This window comes from Pseudofrankia inefficax, from assembly GCF_000166135.1.
GTDB classification, from domain to species: domain Bacteria; phylum Actinomycetota; class Actinomycetes; order Frankiales; family Frankiaceae; genus Pseudofrankia; species Pseudofrankia inefficax.
Genome location: NC_014666.1, coordinates 2,956,511 through 2,973,779, shown reverse-complemented (window position 1 = coordinate 2,973,779; position 17,269 = coordinate 2,956,511). Strand labels below are relative to the sequence as shown.

The 17,269-nt window shown below is 71.1% G+C and carries 12 protein-coding genes and 1 pseudogene; 10 read left to right on the top strand and 3 right to left on the bottom strand.

Annotated elements, in window-relative coordinates:
• Nucleotides 1-60 precede the first annotated feature (60 nt).
• Nucleotides 61-900, top strand: coding sequence for a helix-turn-helix transcriptional regulator (locus FRAEUI1C_RS36185; RefSeq protein WP_013423573.1), 840 nt, complete (start codon nt 61-63; stop codon nt 898-900).
• Here the strand turns inward: FRAEUI1C_RS36185 and FRAEUI1C_RS12045 are convergent.
• Nucleotides 877-2,049, bottom strand: a complete 1,173-nt coding sequence (locus tag FRAEUI1C_RS12045) for an MFS transporter (protein ID WP_013423572.1) — start codon at nt 2,047-2,049, stop codon at nt 877-879. The genes FRAEUI1C_RS36185 and FRAEUI1C_RS12045 overlap by 24 nt on opposite strands.
• A 355-nt stretch (nt 2,050-2,404) precedes the next feature.
• Between FRAEUI1C_RS12045 and FRAEUI1C_RS12040 the strand changes: the two genes are divergently transcribed.
• From FRAEUI1C_RS12040 to FRAEUI1C_RS12020, 5 genes are all read left to right on the top strand, one after another.
• Nucleotides 2,405-3,499, top strand: a complete 1,095-nt coding sequence (locus tag FRAEUI1C_RS12040; protein ID WP_013423571.1) for a sugar ABC transporter substrate-binding protein — start codon at nt 2,405-2,407, stop codon at nt 3,497-3,499.
• Between the two features lie 100 nt (nt 3,500-3,599).
• Nucleotides 3,600-5,159, top strand: coding sequence for a DUF2397 domain-containing protein (locus FRAEUI1C_RS12035; protein ID WP_013423570.1), 1,560 nt, complete (start codon nt 3,600-3,602; stop codon nt 5,157-5,159).
• On the top strand, nt 5,156-6,397 hold the full coding sequence (locus FRAEUI1C_RS12030) for a TIGR02678 family protein (protein ID WP_013423569.1): 1,242 nt from the start codon (nt 5,156-5,158) through the stop codon (nt 6,395-6,397). Before FRAEUI1C_RS12035 ends, FRAEUI1C_RS12030 begins: the two co-directional genes overlap by 4 nt.
• Nucleotides 6,397-10,584, top strand: a complete 4,188-nt coding sequence (locus FRAEUI1C_RS12025) for a TIGR02680 family protein (protein ID WP_013423568.1) — start codon at nt 6,397-6,399, stop codon at nt 10,582-10,584. The genes FRAEUI1C_RS12030 and FRAEUI1C_RS12025 overlap by 1 nt, the downstream gene beginning before the upstream one ends.
• Nucleotides 10,584-11,906, top strand: coding sequence for a TIGR02679 family protein (locus tag FRAEUI1C_RS12020; RefSeq protein WP_232425398.1), 1,323 nt, complete (start codon nt 10,584-10,586; stop codon nt 11,904-11,906). Before FRAEUI1C_RS12025 ends, FRAEUI1C_RS12020 begins: the two co-directional genes overlap by 1 nt.
• A gap of 26 nt (nt 11,907-11,932) precedes the next feature.
• Here FRAEUI1C_RS12020 and FRAEUI1C_RS40940 read toward each other — a convergent pair.
• Nucleotides 11,933-12,046, bottom strand: a pseudogene (locus tag FRAEUI1C_RS40940) (flavodoxin); the annotation flags it as partial.
• 408 nt (nt 12,047-12,454) lie between these two features.
• Between FRAEUI1C_RS40940 and FRAEUI1C_RS12015 the strand changes: the two are divergent.
• Complete coding sequence (locus tag FRAEUI1C_RS12015) at nt 12,455-13,111, top strand: GH25 family lysozyme (protein ID WP_049806883.1); 657 nt, start codon at nt 12,455-12,457, stop codon at nt 13,109-13,111.
• Between the two features lie 21 nt (nt 13,112-13,132).
• On the opposite strand, the gene FRAEUI1C_RS12010 is transcribed toward FRAEUI1C_RS12015, so the two are convergent.
• The gene (locus FRAEUI1C_RS12010) at nt 13,133-13,597 is read right to left on the bottom strand and encodes a flavodoxin family protein (RefSeq protein WP_013423565.1); all 465 of its coding nucleotides are present in this window, start codon (nt 13,595-13,597) and stop codon (nt 13,133-13,135) included.
• Between the two features lie 429 nt (nt 13,598-14,026).
• Here FRAEUI1C_RS12010 and FRAEUI1C_RS12005 point away from each other — a divergent pair, with 429 nt between their 5' ends.
• The 3 genes from FRAEUI1C_RS12005 to FRAEUI1C_RS11995 all read left to right on the top strand — a co-directional run bounded on the left by FRAEUI1C_RS12005 (nt 14,027) and on the right by FRAEUI1C_RS11995 (nt 17,243).
• Nucleotides 14,027-14,350 carry a four-helix bundle copper-binding protein gene (locus FRAEUI1C_RS12005; RefSeq protein ID WP_049807163.1) on the top strand — a complete coding sequence of 108 codons (324 nt, stop codon included), beginning with the start codon at nt 14,027-14,029 and terminating at the stop codon, nt 14,348-14,350.
• Nucleotides 14,351-14,637: 287 nt separating this feature from the next.
• Nucleotides 14,638-15,903: a cysteine desulfurase-like protein gene (locus tag FRAEUI1C_RS12000; RefSeq protein WP_013423563.1), complete on the top strand. Its 1,266-nt coding sequence runs from the start codon at nt 14,638-14,640 to the stop codon at nt 15,901-15,903.
• Entirely contained in the window at nt 15,900-17,243 is a 1,344-nt protein-coding gene (locus FRAEUI1C_RS11995) for a M20/M25/M40 family metallo-hydrolase (RefSeq protein WP_013423562.1), read from the top strand. Before FRAEUI1C_RS12000 ends, FRAEUI1C_RS11995 begins: the two co-directional genes overlap by 4 nt.
• Nucleotides 17,244-17,269: the final 26 nt, after the last annotated feature.

The window sequence follows — 17,269 nt, the reverse complement described above, 5'->3', positions numbered from 1 at the left end:
TAGACCGCCCACCGGCCCGTGGTCCGGAATACGCCGTGCCCGGCACAGCGCTCTGTCGGTGTGGCCGCGACTGTGAACGAGCCGAGGTCCGACGCCGGGCGGCTCTCGACGCACGGGAACGTCTGGGAGATGTCACGGCTCGAGCACGAGCGCGTTCCGGCCGGCTCGGCCCTCCCGCCCGCGCGGGGTCCGTTGTGGATGCTCGTTCTGGACGGTTCCGCGGAGCTCCAGACCGCGGCCGGTCGCCATGGTCTCGACACGGGAGACGCGGCGCTCGTCGCGGCGCGCACCGCCCACCGGCTCGTCGCCGGCGAGGACCTGCTGCTCGCGGCCGCCGACCTGCGGCCGGTGGTGGCGTCGTCCTACCGGCTGCCGAGCCCGTTCGTCGTGCGAGGGTTCAGCGGTCGCCATCCCGCCGTGACGCGCCTCATCGGAACGTGCCCGCTCGAAGGCCGGTGTCTCACGCCACTGTTCGCGTTCGGCTACGCGAGCCTGCTCGGCGCCGCGCTGGTGACCTCCTGGCTGGAGACGCGCGAACCCGACGAGCGGCCGCGGCAGGACGAGGCCGTCGCGGACGTGCTCGCCGCGCTCGCGTCGGATCCGGGCGAGGACTGGACGCCCGAGCGGATGGCGCGGTTGGCCCACCTGTCGCGATCCGCGTTGACGGCGCGGTTCCGGCGCGCGACCGGGCGGTCCCCGATGGAGATACTGCGCGAGCTGCGGATGCACCACGCGCGCACGCTGCTGACCGACGGCTCCCAGCCGGTGGGACGGGTCGCGTCCGCGGTGGGCTACCGCTCGGTCGCGGCGTTCAGCAGGGCGTTCGCCGCCCACCACGGCGCGGCGCCGCAGGCGTGGCGCGCGGCGACGTCGTCGTCAGCCGCGGGGCACCCGCAGTAGCCCGAAGCCGAGGCCGGCGGCGAGCGCCGAGGCGGCCCCGACGACCAGCGGCACCCGCACGCCGTGGGCGTCGAGCAGCGCACCGCCCACCGAGGCGCCCAGTGTGATCGCGACCTGGAACGCCGTGACCTGCAGCGACACCGCGGCCTCCGCGCGGTCCGGCTCGACTCTGGTCACCCACAGCTGGGTCGCGACCGGCAGCATGTTGAACGCGAACCCCCACAGCACGATCCCGGCGGCGAGCGGCACGACGGAGTGCGCCGTGGCGGTGATCAGCAGTCCGGCGGCGAGCAGGACCGGCGCCCCGGCCGCCAGCTGCCGCAGCCTCGCGGCGAGCGCGCCGGCTAGGAAGTTGCCCGCCATGCCTCCGACGCCCCAGGCTACGAGCAGCCACGTCGTGTCGGCGCTCACCCGCTCGATCGCGACCCTGATGTACGGGTAGCTGGCGAAGTTCCCGAACGCGGCGAGCGCGACGCATCCGATCCCCGCCATGAGCCGTCGCCGCGCGAGGGCCGCCCGCAGCATCGGCAGACCGGCGGACGGATGCGCCGGCACCGCTGGCAGGCTGACCGCCAGCCAGGCCGCCGCGGCGGCGCAGACGGCCGCGGCGCCGGCGAACGCGGCCCGCCAGCCGACGTCGTTGCCGACGAGCGCGGCCAGCGGCACACCCAGCACCGTCGCGAGGCTCACGCCGAACGCGAGCGCGGTCGACACGGCGCTCGGCCGGCCGGGCATCGCGGTCAGGCCCGCGCCAAAGGCGAACGACCAGAATCCGGCGATCGCGATGCCGAGCAGGAGTCGCCCCAGCAGCAGCACGGCGAAGTTCGGCGCGACCGTCACGGCGAGGTTGGCGACCACGCCGGCGGTCAGCAGCACGATGAGCACCGTGCGACGGTCGGTCCGCGGCAGCAGCAGCGCGATCGTGGGGGCCGTGAAGGCGCCCGCGATCGCCGTGGCCGCGACCGCGAGACCCGCGACGCCCTCGCTGACACCGATGTCCGCGGCCATCGTCGGCAGCACGCCGGCCGGCAGGAACTCGCTCGTCACGAGCACGGTCGTCCCCGACGCGAGCGCGGCCACGGGCGCCCAGGCCGTCGCCCGGACGGTGGCCTCGCCGGTCGGCGCGGGCGCGGAGGTCTGGTTGCTCATGGGTCCAACCTGCCGCACCGCCGGCGTGCGGACTTGACTCCGCGACGCTTCCCGTTGACTCCGCCGCCTGTTCCGAGCCGCGGCTACGATCCTCCGTCGTCGCCGCTGGTGCTCCGTCGTCTGGTGCTCCGTCATCACCGGTCGAGGCCCCTCGTCGACCCGAGGATGAGGGTATTGGAATCATCGGTCCCGTCGGTCGCGTTCCCGGTAGGCTCACCGGCTGATCCCTCAGGTCTTGGTCGGCGCCTGTCGGAGTCATCTCGCCTGACGCTCTCGCGGAAGCCCGAAGAATCGTCACGGACCTTTCACGCCTGCTCACAGGAACGAGGAGGGCGGATGGAGGCAGGGCGTTCGCATGCTTGACCCGGTGCGGCGACCGGTGCTGTTCGCGATCGTCACCTCGGTGCTCGGCGGGCTCGGTGTCATCGCCGCGACGAGCGCGCTCGGAAAACTGAGGAACAGTCCGCTGGCGGGCGCCAGGGTTCCCATCGGAATCTTCCTCGGCACGGTCGCTTTCCTTCTCCTCCTTCTTGTGCTGAGTTCGAGAAAGTGGTGGCGGACTGGACCGCAGCGCAATGTCTTCGTCGTGATGTCCGCCTGGGGCCAGAAGCACTGGCTCGCCGACCTGCTGCGGGCGGTCGACCAGTCCCTGGACCGCCGGGGCTTCGACCTCGTCCTCAAGATTCCCGACCGGGACTACCTCGGCGCCGCGCAGAACTACCGCCTCCGACAGACCATCACCAAGAGCGCCCGGTACTCCGCGGGCCTTGTCATCCCGGCCGACCCGGAGAACACGTACGAGGACCTGGCGGAGTTCTGTCGTAACGCCTCGGTTCCGGTGGTGTTCGCGGACGTGGATCCCTTCCGCAACGAAAGCGACTACCCGCCCAACGCCGCGTTCGTCGGATACCGCCCGGAACAAATCGGCGAACGGGCCGCCGACTTCGTCGCCGACCAGCTGCGTCGCGAGGGTCGAGCGAACCCGGTCGTGCTGGTGATCGCGGGTAGAGGCCAGACCGGCCGGCAGCGGCGATTCGTCGAAGTGATGCGCGACCGGTGCCCTCAGGCCGAGATCGTCCTCGACGAGGAAGGCGGATTCGTTCGCAGGCGCGCTAGGGACATCGCTCGTCGCAAGCTGACCTCCCTCGGCCAGCAAGGAAGATCGGTCGACATGATCTTCTGCACAAGCGACGAGATGGCGCTCGGCGCCGTCGACGCCGTGCAGATGTTCGCCTCCGGCGGCGGAGCGGCTGCTCAGGTGATCGGCGTGGACGGGACGTCCGAGGTCGTCGCGCTCGTCGACTCGGGTGTGAGCCCGCTCTGCGCGACGGTCGTACAGGACCACGCCAGACTCGCCGAACACGCCGTCGACCTCATGGAGCGAATGATGCGGGCAGAGCCCGTACCCGTCCGCACCTTCCTGCCAGTCGACCTCTATTCGCGGGACTGAAAAGCGCGCAGTTGTGGCGCAGATCGTACGGCGGGCTGGCGCGGAACTGTCACACCCAGGGTCTAGCGTCCTTCCGTAGTGCGGAGGGGGGCCCACCAGGATGGCGCACGACCACGGCGACGGCGAGCCGGACCTGGCGTCCGCCGCGCGCGAGATGGCGGCCAGGCGCTCGCTTTTCACCTATCTCACTGTCGAGGCCGCCGACGAGTACATGGCCGTCATGCGGCTGTTCACCGAGACCCTGTTGGCGGACCTCTCCGCAGCCGAGGTCGCGTCGCGGCTCGCCGAGCGGGGCCTTGACCTCGACACCGACGCTGTCGAAAGCCGCTGCGCGCAACTAGTCGTCTGGGGCAACCTGGTGCGGTCGGTCAGGGAGACGCGGGTGCGCACCGTCGCCGCCTACCACCGGTCCCGGTCCCGCTATCAGGTCTCGAAGCTGGGCGGCCGGCTCCATCGCGAGGCCGAAGAGATCCTGCGGACCGTCGACGGCGCGCGGGAGGTCGCCCGGGAACTGCTCGCGCGGATTTCCGACACCCTCAGGATCATCCTCCTTCAGGTCTCGTACGACAGGGTGCCGGTCGACGCGGAGTCGTTAGCCGGTCAGGTCACCGGGGTCTTCAACGACCACCGGCTGTTCCAGGAGTCCGTGACCGACTTCTATGCCTACCTGGCTGGCGTCCTGACCCGGTACGACCTCGCGGGCGAGGAGTACGCCCAGTTCAAAGACCTGCTTCTCGACTATGTGGACCTGATTGGGGCCGACGTCGCCCGGAACGCGCCCGAGATTCTGAACCGGCTGAAGACCCTGCTCACTCCCCCGCTGATCGACACGTTGCTCGCCAACCTGCCCGCGCCGCCCACCGCGGGCGATCGCCTCATCGTGGTCGAGCGACTGCCGGGACGGACACTCGCGGACTGGGAACAGCTCGCCGCCTGGTACGGGGCGTCCGACCAACGATCTGGGCCCGAGCAGCTGCGCGTGGCCGCCCGCCAGGCGCTCGGCCAGCTGATCGCGAACGCCAAGCGCATGCTGACCGCGTCCGGGACCGGGGTCTCGCGCCGGGCCGATCTCCTCAGGCTCGCGGGCTGGTTCCACGGCGCGGACGGCGAGACCGCGCATCGCATGTTCGATGCCGCGTTCGGCGCGTTCCCGGCCCGGCATCTGCTCCTCGGGCCCGAGGAGCAGGACCTGCGGGCCGGGCCGAGTACCTCATGGTGGGTGGCGGCGCCCGTCGACGTGCCGGTTTCGCTGCGGGAACGAGGTGATCGCACCGCGCGGGGACGAGCGTCACGCGTGCCCGACGCAAAGGCTCAGACCGAGCGTCTGGAGGCACAGGCGCAGGAGCGGACGAGGGCTCGTGAGATGGCCGCGGCCGAGCTTCTCGCCGCCGGCGGGCTCCACGGCAGCCACCTCAGCCGAGCCGCTCGGGACCTGCTTCTCGAGCTGGTCCCCGCGCTGTTCACCACGGCGGCTGGCGGCCACGAAGAGGCAGACCACCCGGTATCCGACCTCGGGTTGACGCTGTGGGGAGCGCCTGACCCAGGCAGTCAGACCGTCATCAACGGGGACGACGGCGTCCTGACCATCGAAGGCCTGCTGCTCTGGGCCCTGCCGCTGGGCGAGGACTTCGAGCGGGCGCGGAAGGCGGTGAACTCGTGAGCTTCGCCCCCGTCGCGGGCACAGCGGCCCGAGCGGCGCAGGAGAGGGTCGACGCGGCCCGCGCGCTGTTGGCCAACCCCGTGCTGACGGCCGCGGCGCATCCCGATGAGCTGGCGCTGGTTCGCCTGCACGCGCAGGCATTGCGCAGCACCTTCAAGAAGCAACTCGGTTACGTCCTCGTCATCGAGGCGCAGTTCGCCCGGCTGTTCAAGGCGCCGTTGACGGCGGACACCCCCGCGCGGCCCGCCCGGCGGGGCGACGGCGGCCCGTTCACTCCCATCGCCTACACGCATCTGGCCCTCCTCTGCGCGGCGCTGCTGGCGCCGGGCACGGGCGAGATGATTCTCATCTCGGCGTTGATCGACCAGGTCCGGGCGGACGCGGCGACGATCGGGGTACCGATTGGCGACACCCTGCCGGAACGCCGGGCGCTGGTAACAGCCGTCGACCTCCTCGTGCGCTGGGGAGTTCTCGTCGAGGCCGACGGAACCGCGGCGGCCTGGGGAGAGCGGCAGATTGACGAGGCGTTGCTTCACATCAATCGTCACCAGCTTCCACACCTGCTCGCCCGTCCGCTGTCCGGCATGACCACCGCGGACGATCTCCTCGCGTGCGATCCAGCGACCGCCGATCAACCGCGGCGGTCGCTACGCCGCCGGCTGGTGGAGAACCCCCTTGTCCGGCGCGAGGATCTCACAGAGGCCGAGCGCGATGTTCTCTCGCGCGAACGGTCCGAGCTGACTCGGGTGCTCGCGGACAGTTTCGGCCTCACCCTCGAGGTACGAGCGGAGGGCGCTCTCGCCTACGACGCGACGGGATCGCTGACCGACAGCCCGTTTCCCGGTACCGGCACGGTCAGGCAGGCAGCGCTGCTCCTGGTCGACGCGTTGATTGCCAGGCGGGAGCCGCAGCCGGGCGACACGGCCGTGCTGCGCGACGGGCGCGCCGTGGCCGGGTTGGCGGCCGGCTGGTCCGAGGTCGACTCGGTGCTCACTCGGCTGGCCCAGGAACACGCGAAGGCATGGAGTTCGGCTGCCTTGGAGGACCTGCGCAAACTGCGGGACCTGGTCGCGACGACACTCGCCGAGGTCGGTTTGGTTTCTGTCCTCCCAGGCGGCCTCGTGATCCATCCCGCCGCCGCCCGATACCGCCCACTGCCGGCCAGCGAGGTACCGACACGGGCGGCTCGTCGCCTGGGATACCGCGCCGCCTCGTTCCAGCCGGAACCGGAGCTGTGATGCAGCAGGCTCTCGCACTCGGTGATCCCGCCCAGGACACGTTCGGCCCGATGCTGGCCAGGCACCACCCCCACCGCTGGCGGATGTCGCGCGCCGGTTTCGTCAACGTGTGGCACTACTACGACAACGTCTTCGACCTCTCCGGTGGCCGCCTGATTCTCCGGGGCACCAACGGGTCGGGGAAATCCCGCGCCCTGGAGATGTTGCTGCCGTTCCTCCTCGACGCCGATCGACGGAACATGGGAACAGGCTCGGCGGTGCGCATGGAGGACCTGATGTCCGCGGGCGCCGCAGGCCAGACAAACCGGCTCGGCTATCTGTGGCTTGAGCTTCGTCGTCAGACAGAGCCCGACGAGGACCCGACCGGGCAGTTCCTGACGCTCGGCGCGCTGGTTCAGTTCTCCGCGAGTACGAAAGCGGCCAAGGTCTGGTACTTCACGACGCCGCTTCGAGTCGGCCACGAGCTCATGCTCATGACCTCGGACCGGGCGCCACTCTCGCGGCGCGAACTGGGCGAGGCCATCGGGGAGGACCGGATCAGCGATGGGCCGGAACGGCATCGCGAACGGGTGCGGGCCGAGGTGTTCGGCCTCACCGGCGGTGAGGCCAGCAAGGAACGTTTCGCCGGCCTGATGCGGCTGTTGCACACACTGCGCTCCCCCGACGTGGGCAACAGGATCGAGGAGGGGAAGCTGCCACTGATCGTCGCCGACGCACTGCCCTCCCTGTCCGAGGAGGCACTGACGGACGCCGGCCAGCAGCTCGACGGCCTGACCAGCACCCGGGAGGAGCAGCAGCGGCTTGAGGCCGCCCACGACCAGGTCGTGTCGTTCCTCGACACCTATCGTCGTTACGTGACGGGGGTGCTGACCCAGTCGCTCACGCGGCTGCGGCAGCACGCGGCGGCCTGCGCCGGGGCCGAGGTCGGGGCGGAACGTCTCCGTCTGACGGCGGACGGGCTCGCCCGCGAGCTTTCCCTCGCGGAGCAAGACCGCGCGCTGCGCGACCAGGAGATGGCGACGCTACGAGCCGCGTTGGAGGCGTTGAAGGAGTCGGACCGCTACCGAGGCGCGCAGGAGCTCACCGACCTGGCCGCAACCGTCGGCTCACTCGCCACGACCGCCGAGGCCCGGCTGGAAACGGCCCAGCTGCGGCGCGACGGCGAAGCGGACAAGGCGGCCACCGCCAACGGCCTGGCCGACGAGCTGACAGCCAGCGTCGACGGCCTGTCCACGACGATCGGCCAGGCTCGCGGCCAGTTGACCGCCGCGGGGCTCGCCACCCACGAGTTGCCCGCCTCGGTCGGCCTGCTGCGGACGCCGCGCGGCCAGCGAACCGAGATAGTCCGGCTGCGCCGGGAAGCCGCCCCTGGCCCACTCGCGCGCCCCGTGGCTGACGAGGTGCGCGTGGTTCCCGCTGACCTCGCCGAGTTGCGTGGCGCGACCATCCGCGTGCGGGATGCCGTGCGGCTGCGGGCCTCGCACGCGACCACAAGGGCGGCCGACGCTCGCCGGATCGCCACCGAGCGAGACGAGGTCAGGCGGACCGTCGAGCGGGCCGACGAGGCGGACGACGGGGCGCGCGCCGCGGCGGACCGGGCCGAGCAGCAGGCCGAGCGTCGGGACGACGAAGCCGTCAGCCTCGTCGAGCGGTGGCGCGCGTGGCTGGCTGCACCCGCGACCGCCGGCCTCCTGGGCGACGTGGACTGGTCGGCGTCCGCTGCCCTCGGCCCGCTGCTTCGCGACCAGCTGGCGCTCTGTGGCACGGACAGTTCGGTCGATCTCGCGGACCTCGACCGCGCGCCCATCGACGCGGCCGACAGTGCGCGAGACCTGCTGACGACCGAGCTGCAGCGGCTCGCGGCCCTCGACACGCGGGACCGCGGCGCGGTCCTGGTGCTTCAGGAGGAGCGGAAGGATCTCCTGAACCTTCGGGACGCCCCGCCGTCAGCGCCGGTCTGGGTCACCGCCACGAGTGACGCGCCGCTGTGGCGGTGCGTCGATTTCGCCGCCGACACTCCCGAGGACGAGAAAGCCGGGCTCGAAGCGGCGCTCCTGGCCTCCGGCCTCCTGACAGCCGCCGTCGAGTCCACGGGTGGCCTGACGGCGGCCAGCGGTCAGCTGCTCGTGTCGCCGACCGGCCCGCGGGCCGCCGTCTCCCTCGCCGACCGGCTTGTGCCCGACTCGGCTGGCCCGGCGGCCCCTGAGGTGGTCGTCGCTCTGCTCGGCCGGATCGGGCTTGCCGACCGGTCCGTCCCCACCTGGGTGTCGGCCGACGGCAGCTGGGCGAACGGCCCGGTGCGGGGCCGGCACACCGTCGCGGCGGCCCAGCACATCGGTGCCGCCGCTCGGGAAGCCCGCCGGATCCGTCGTCTCGGCGAGATCGACAGCGAGCTCGCCGTACTCACGGAAACGTTGCGGGAACGCGAGGAACAGCGAGAGCGGATCGGCGCGCGCAAGAAGGCGATCCGAGATCACCTGTGGTCGGTCCCGCGGTCGAATCCGCTCGGGGAGGCCCGCCTGCGGGCCGCGCTCGAGGCGCGTCTCGCCGGCGAGGCCGCGGCGAAGGCCGCCGGGCTGCGGGCCGAGGCCGACCACCGGACCGTCGCACTGGCCGCCGACGAGCGGGCGCACCGCGCGGCCTGCGCCGAGTTCGGGCTGCCCGCCGACGTCGACGAGCTGACCGGCCTGGTTCGCGGCGCCAACGCGGCGGCGGACACGTGTGACCGCGCGATCGGGCAGATCAACGCCCTCGACGCGGCGATGGCCCGGCACCAGCGCGCCGTCGCCACTCTCGACGACGAGGCGGCTCCACGCGCCCGGGCCGAGGACGACGCCGCACGAGCCTGGGACAAGTGGCATGCCGGGGAGACCAGGCTCCAGGCACTCCGGAACGCTCTCGGAGCCGACCCGGCCCAGGTGCTGGAGGAGCTTCGAGCCCTCGAGAAGCGCCAGCTGAAGGCCGAACGTGAGCGGGAGGACACGGAGAGAATAGTCAACCGGCTTCGCGGCAGTGCCGCGACGGCCGTCGCCGACGCACGGGCGGCGAGCCAGCGGGCCGTGGAGGCGCGGGCCGGTCTCACCGAACAGGTCACGGCCGTCCGTATCCAGCTAGGCGAGCCCGGTGTCGTCGACACGGCATTCACGACAAAGCCCGCGGAGCCGTTCACCGACTCGTCGACGGCCGGCGTGGACGCGGACGTAACCATCCTGCTCGCCGGGCTTCGCAAGGCTCGGATCGACGAGAACGCACTGATCCGCGCGCAACAGGGATTCGAACGTGAGATCTCCGCGAGCTACGAGGTGACCGTCACCCGGGAAAGCGACATCCTCCTCTACGAACTGACCGACGCCGACGGCCGGCGGCCGCTCGTCCAGGCGGCCGGTGAGCTTGCGGCCAAGCGCGAACGAGGCCGCGCGGCGCTCACCGAACGCGAGCAGCACGTGTTCACCGAGTTCATCCTCGGCGAGGTCGGCGAAGAGCTCCGGAATCGCCTGCTCCAGGCAGACAACCTCGTCAAGGCGATGAACAGAAGCCTGCGGTCCATCCAGACCAGCCACGGGATCGGGGTCCGGCTCACGTGGAAGCTCGACACGGAGGGAGACGCGGCCGCCGGCAGGATCAAACAGCTGGCCGCCACCGCGGCCTCGGTACGCAGCCAGGCACAGGACGCCGAACTGCTGAGCCTGCTGCGGGACAGAGTCGCCGCCGCGGCGATCGCCGAACCGAACGGTGGATACGCCCTTTACCTGCGCCGCGCTCTGGACTATCGCGCCTGGCACACGGTCGAGGTCATCATCACCGGTCCTGAGCCGGGCCAGGAACGCAAGATCAGCCGGCGCGCCAAGCTGTCCCAGGGCGAGACCCGGTTCGTCTCGTACGTCACGCTGTTCGCCGCTGTCGACGCGTATCTGTCGGGCCTCGACGACACCGCCACCGCGCTGCGGCTCATTCTCCTCGACGACGCCTTCGCCAAGGTCGACGAGCCCACGATCGCGGAACTGCTTGGTCTGCTCGTGCGCCTCGACGTGGACTTCGCGATGACGGGCCACGCCCTGTGGGGATGTGTCCCGCAGGTACCAGCCCTCGACATCTACGAGATCTGTCGCCAGGACGGCGGCGGGCCGGCCGCGACGGTGCACGTGCGCTGGGACGGCCGAAACCGGCATTTCCTTCGGTCCGCATGATGTCCCCGTCGCCCACCCCGCTGCCGGCCGCGACGCGGGCCTATCTTGAGGCTCCGGTTCTCGCGCCAGTGTGGGCGGCGGCGCGGGCACGGCTGGAGCGCAACGAGCTCAAGCCGACCGGCACGCTCAGGATGGATCTGGACGAGGCCGCCGCGGCGCAGCTGTCCGGGCTGCTCGGCGTCGCCGTCCCGGCGGGAGCGGGCCGCGCGATCCGACTCGCCGATCTCGACGTCGCGCTGCGCGCATCCAAGGCCGGCCGCGGCCTCGTGTCCGTACTGGAGAGTCTCTCGGGCGAGACCCTGCGCGACCGGAAGGCCGACCAGCGCATCAGTGACGAACAATGGGCGCGAGTATGGCGCGCTCTTGACGAAACGCTGCATGACGAAGGCCTCGGCACGGCCCCTTGGGTGGGAATCTGGGTAGCCGACCTGAGGCGCACCGGGATACTCACCCGCGCCGGCGCCGATATCGCGCGCCGAGCCGTCACCGACGCCGCCCACGCCCTTGGGCAGCTAGGCCGCACGTCGGCGCCTGGCCTCTGTACCGCCCCGGACGAACCGTTTCCCGGCGAAGCGTCCACCCAGTTACAGATCGGCGCCCTCGCAACGGCGACAACGGGCGACTCGCATGGACTGGACGATGCGCGTCTGACGAGCGCGGCCGTTCTTCGTGCCGTCGCGATCGCTTGCGGACTCCCCGCTCCGGCATCGTCGGCCGACAGGCGCGCGCTGTGGCGGATGGTCGGCGTCGCGACCGACAGCGTGTCCGGGACCGTCCTCGTCTGGTCGCTTCGCCCACCGGGCTGCGACCCGTGGTCCGAGATGATGCGCCTGCGAGCGGACCTCGGCCTCGTCACCCACCTCACGCTGCACGAGCTCGAACGTGCTGGGAAGGTGCGGCTGCGTCCGGGCGGCCAGGTGGTGTCGCTCTGCGAGAACCCGCAGGTCCTCCAGGCCGCTGCCCGAGCGGAGGTCTCGGCGCCGTTGGTCTGCCTCTCCGGCAGCCCGGCCGAGGTCGGCACACGTCTGGTGCGAACACTGGTCGGTGACGGCGCTCCGGTCCGCTACCACGGTGACTTCGACTGGCCGGGAATCGCGATCGCGGCCCGTCTTCTCGCGGTGGGCGCGACGCCCTGGAGGATGTCAGCGGCCGACTACCGGAGGGCGGTGGCGGGGCTTGCCGCCGACGTCGGCCTCCCGCTCACGGGCACGCCCGAGGCCACCGCGTGGGATCCGGATCTCGCGGCCGCGATGATCCGAGCGGGCGTGGCTGTCCACGAGGAGTCTCTGCTTGACGATCTTCTGGCGGACCTCGCCCTCTGATCAACTTCTGCGCGCGGCGTACCCAAGATCTGCTCGAAGAAGTGCTTCAAAGCCCCTGACATGTAACCGATGTTGGCCGGCGAGCCGAGCAGGGAGTCATGGGTTGGCAGCACATCCACCGCGGTGGCCACCAAGCCTGGACAGGCGTCGTCAACAACGTGTGCTGGTAGATCTTGCGGCGATGTATCTGTTCAGGTCACGCGGTCCGGCACCTGACAGTCGGTCAGTCTCGGCCGCCTGCGATCGTGGCTGGGATGAGATCTCCTCCCCACGCCCGGAAATCGGTCGCGGCCAGGCGGACATCCCAGGCCGCGCTTGTCAGCCTGCTGCTCGTGGCGGCCTGCGGGCGGACACCGGCCCACTCCACGCCGACGCCACCCAGCCCCCGCGCCCAGACGCCGTCCACTCAGGCGGCTCCGCTCGCTGCACACCCTCCGGTCCCGTCGGCTTCCGGGACGCCCTCCCCCGGGGCTGTTCCGGCGCCGGGAGACGGCGGCGGGGCCGTGCCCCCGACGGTCGCGGCTCCCGCCCCCGGGCCCGCCTCAGCAATGGCACCAACGCCGGCAGCGGTCATCGCCGGGATCGACGTGTCCAAGTGGCAGCCGTCCATCGACTGGCGTCAGGTGCGCAAGGCGGGATACCAGTTCGCGTACGTGGGCGCGGTCGGCAGCTACGGAGAGAACCCGAGCTTCCGCACCCAGTACGACGGCGCCGCGGCCGCCGGCCTGTACCGGGGCGCCTACTTCTTCGCCAACCCGGCCACCGCCACCGGAACGGCCGACGCCGACCGGTTCCTGGCCATGACCGGCCGCCTAAACGACGGAACGACCCTCTGGCCGGTCCTCGACGTGGAACGTCACCCCAAGCTCGCCGCCTGCGACGGAATTGGCCCGGCTGCCTGGACCAGCTACATCCGGGCATTCCTGGCCCGCGTCACGGCCCGCACCGGCGTGACACCGATGATCTACACTGCGGCCAACTTCTGGCGAACCTGCCTGCAGAACACCGCGGCCTTCACCCGGACGACCCGGTTGTGGGCCGCGCAGCCGCGCACCCTCTCACCGCAGCCATTCGCCGGCTGGCCCAGGCTGACATTCTGGCAGCACTCGACGGGCCAGGTCCCGGGCGTCACGGCCACGACCGATCGCGACACGTTCTTCGGCACCCTGGCCGACCTGCGCGGTCTCGTCGTCACACGGGCCTGAGGTCGCCCTGCGCCCCGGCGCTCAGCCGTCTGCCAAACTCGCGGAGACGACAGCGCCAAGTTCCCAGCACGCTTCGCGGTCGGCGGCGTCCAGTTGACCTGTCACGGAGAGCGGATCGCGCAGGCGCTTCCACCTCAGACCGGTGGCGATCGTCTCGACGCCGCGGACCGCTCCGGTCGTGTCGCTGTTGCCATGGACGTAGAGGGCATAAGGACGACCCACAGTAGCGTCGAGACACGGATAGTAAATCGTGTCGAAAAAGTGCTTCAAGGCGCCCGACATGTAGCCGATGTTCGCCGGGGTCCCGAGGAGGTAGCCGTCGGCCGCCAGCACATCGACCGCGGTGGCTGCCAGGGCCGGGCGGACGACGACCTCCACACCCTCGATCGCGTCGTCCCTGGCGCCGGCGAGCACTGCTTCCAACATCGCCTGCATGGACGGCGACGGCGTGTGGTGGACGATCAGAAGCGTCGGCATCGACACCATGTTATTGGCCCTGCCAACGCTCGCGTCGCCGCACCCAGCCGACCGCGCGGCACCGGATGCTCTCCCCGGCCGCCACTCCCCCTGGTTATCTCTTTCCGAGGGCCACTGACGGGCGACCCGGCCCATCTCGGGCAGGCTCGAAGAAACTGGAAGAATTCGCGTTTAACCGCTGCTGCCGGCGTACGGGCCTATGACGAGCAGGTCTCGATCATGATCCGGCAGCTCGGATCGTCAATTGACGACGACCAATCCTGATCACTTTACCGCCCGTTGCCCGCACTATCACGCGGTGCTACGGTTGATTTGCCGCACGCGAAGATCATCTGGGGATCGGAAAGACGCACCGCCGGTCGCGCTCTGGCTGTTTTGACGAGCATTCTTCCCGCGAGGAGAGCCGCAGTGACCACTCTTTCTGTGCGTACCGCCGAGATGCAGGATTGCATTGACTCCTGCATCGACGCCCGCTCGACCTGTCGCAGCACCATGGATTACTGTATGCGCCAGGGTGGGAAGATGATGGACGCCGCCCTGATACGAATGCTCCTGGACTGCAGCGACACCTGCGGCATGTGCGCCGACATGATCATGCGGGACTCGGACAGCATGCGGGAGATGTGCCGCATGTGCGCGGACATGTGCGCCCAGTGCGCCGACATGTGCGCCAAGATGCCCGCTGACAGCCAGATGAAGGCCTGCGCGGAGGCGTGCCGCAGGGCCGCGGCCGCGTGCCGGAAGCTGGCGGCGGCGAAGTAACGGACCTGCACCGAGCACGAACAGGGCGCGTACAGAGCACGTTCGGGGCGGTGGCATCCTGGATGCCACCGCCTTCGTGCCGCCCGGACTGAAGCACGCGGTAATCACGGGCGCCGGCCGGCAACAGCCCCGAAAGACACGTCGCCTGGAATCCATCCCAGCTCGCACGCGCGGATTACAGCACTCAATAATGTCGACGGCATTGGTGGGCTTTCCCACGAGGTCCGGGCCGCGGTCGCTCGGGGCGCTCAGAGCGCTCGCGGCGCGCCGCTGGCAGGCTTGCGGGGATGACTGAGCCCAAGAGCACTCAGACCGCCGCCGGCTACGACGTCGCGGCGGTCCGCGCCCGGTTCCCGGCGCTGGCCGCCGGCGCAGCCCACTTCGACGGTCCGGGTGGCTCGCAGACCCCCGAGGTCGTGGCGCGGACGGTCTACGACACGTTGACCCATCCGCTGGCCAACCGTGGCACGGCGACGCTCGCCGAGCGGAACGCCGAGGATGCCGTCGTCGCCTGCCGGGCCGCTCTCGCCGACTTCCTCCAGGTCGAGCCGAACGGCGTGATCTTCGGCCGCAGCATGACCCAGAACACGATGGACCTCGCTCGCACGCTCGCGAAGCGGTGGGGGCCGGGCGACGAGGTGGTCGTCACCCGGCTCGACCACGACGGCAACGTCCGGCCCTGGGTGCTCGCAGCGCGGGCGGTCGGGGCGACAGTCCGTTTCGCCGACTTCGACCCCGAGGCGGGCGAACTCACGCCGGATCACATCGAGCGGGTCCTCTCCCCCGCCACCCGGCTGGTCGCCGTCACGGCGGCCTCCAACCTGATCGGCACCACGCCCGACATCGCCGCGATCAGGCAGGTCGTCCACGCGGTCGGAGCGTGGCTGCACGTCGACGGCGTGCACTACTCGGCGCATCGCGCGGTGGACGTCCCGGCGCTCGGCGCGGACTTCTACGCCTGCTCGCCCTACAAGTTCCTCGGCCCCCACTGCGGCGTCACCTACGGCAGGCCGGAGATTCTCGAACAGCTCGACCCCGACAAGCTGCTGCCGGCGACCGACGCCGTCCCCGAGCGATTCGAGCTGGGAACCCTCCCCTACGAGCTGATGGCGGGTACGACAGCGGCTGTCGACTTCCTCGCCGACCTGGCCCCCGCCGCGGCCGGACCGGGGGCGGACCGCCGCGCGAGGCTCCGTGCCTCGATGGCGGCGCTGGAGGCCCACGAGGACGGTCTGCGCCGGCGGATCGAGGAAGGGTTGTCCGGGCTGCCTGGGACCAGGCTCTGGTCCAGAGCGGCCCGCCGGACGCCCACTCTCCTGGCGACCTTCGAGGGCCAGGATCCACAGGACATCCGGGCCTTCCTCGGCAAACGTGGGGTCAACGCCCCAGCAGGCTCCTTCTACGCCTACGAGGCCTCCCGTCGGCTCGGACTCGGCGACACCGGCGGCCTGCGGCTCGGGCTCGCTCCGTACAACGATGACGGCGACGTCGACCGGCTGCTCTCGGCGCTGCGGGACTACTTCGACGGCGCCCGTGCCCGGGCCGAACGTTGACCGATCCGGTCATCGACCCATGCGTCGAGGTGGTGACGCTGGCCAGCGAGCTGATCGCCATCGACACCACCAACCTCGGCGACCCGGACCTGCCCGGGACCGAGCGGGGGGCGGCGGAGTACGTCGCCGAGAAGCTGGTGGAGGCCGGATACGAGCCGATCCTCGTGGAGTCGGGCGCCCGTGGCCGCGGCAACGTGATCGCCCGCCTGCCGGGCGCGGACCCGGCGCGCGGCGCGCTGCTGGTGCACGGCCACCTGGACGTTGTCCCGGCCGACGCGGGAGAGTGGACGGTTCATCCGTTCTCCGGCGAGGTGACGGACGGGTACGTCTGGGGGCGTGGCGCCGTCGACATGAAGGGCATGGTCGCGATGACGCTCGCCGTGGCCCGTCGGTTCCGCCGTGAGGGTGTCGTCCCGCCCCGAGACCTGGTCTTCGCGTTCCTCGCGGACGAGGAGGCCGGCGGCATCCTAGGGGCCCGTTGGCTCGTGGAGCATCGCCCGGACCTGTTCGAGGGCGTGACCGAGGCGATCGGCGAGGTCGGCGGGTTCTCCGTCACCCTCCCCGGTGACCGGGCCGGCGGCGGGCCGGCCGACCCCGTCCGGGCCTACCTGGTCGAGACCGCGGAAAAGGGCTCGATGTGGCTGCGGCTGGCCGCCCGCGGCACGGCCGGGCACGGCGCGATGCTGCATGACGACAACGCCATCGCGAAGCTGGCCGCGGCCGTCGCCCGGCTGGACGCGCACCGCTTCCCACTGATCCTGACCGATCCCGTCCGAGAGTTCCTCGAGGGCGTGGCGGACCTCACCGGCGTCCCCTTCGACGAGGGCGATCCACAGGCCGCGGTCGACCGGCTCGGGAACCTGTCCAGGCTGATCGGTGCCGCACTGCGCGACACCGCCAACGTCACCCTGTTCCATGCCGGTTATCGGTCGAACGTGGTGCCGTCGGTGGCGGAAGCGACCGTCGACGCCCGTTTCCTGCCCGGCCGGGAGGCGGCGCTGGCGCGCGAGCTGGTCGACGTCCTCGGCCCCGACATCGAGGCCGTCTGGGACACGCTGCCCGCCGTACACACCAGCTTCGACGGAGCGTTGGTCGACGCGATGGCCCGGGCGATCGCCGGCGAGGACCCGGGGGCTCGGCTGCTGCCCTACATGCTCTCCGCCGGCACCGACGCGAAGTCCTTCGCCCGGCTCGGCATCCGCCACTTCGGCTTCGCCCCGCTGCGGCTCCCACCGGAACTCGACTTCACCGCCCTTTTCCACGGCGTGAACGAACGCGTGCCGGTCGACGCCCTCGTGTTCGGCACCCGCGTTCTCGACCGGCTCCTACGCGACTGCTGAGGTTTGGCCGAATGCGAAATCCTCTA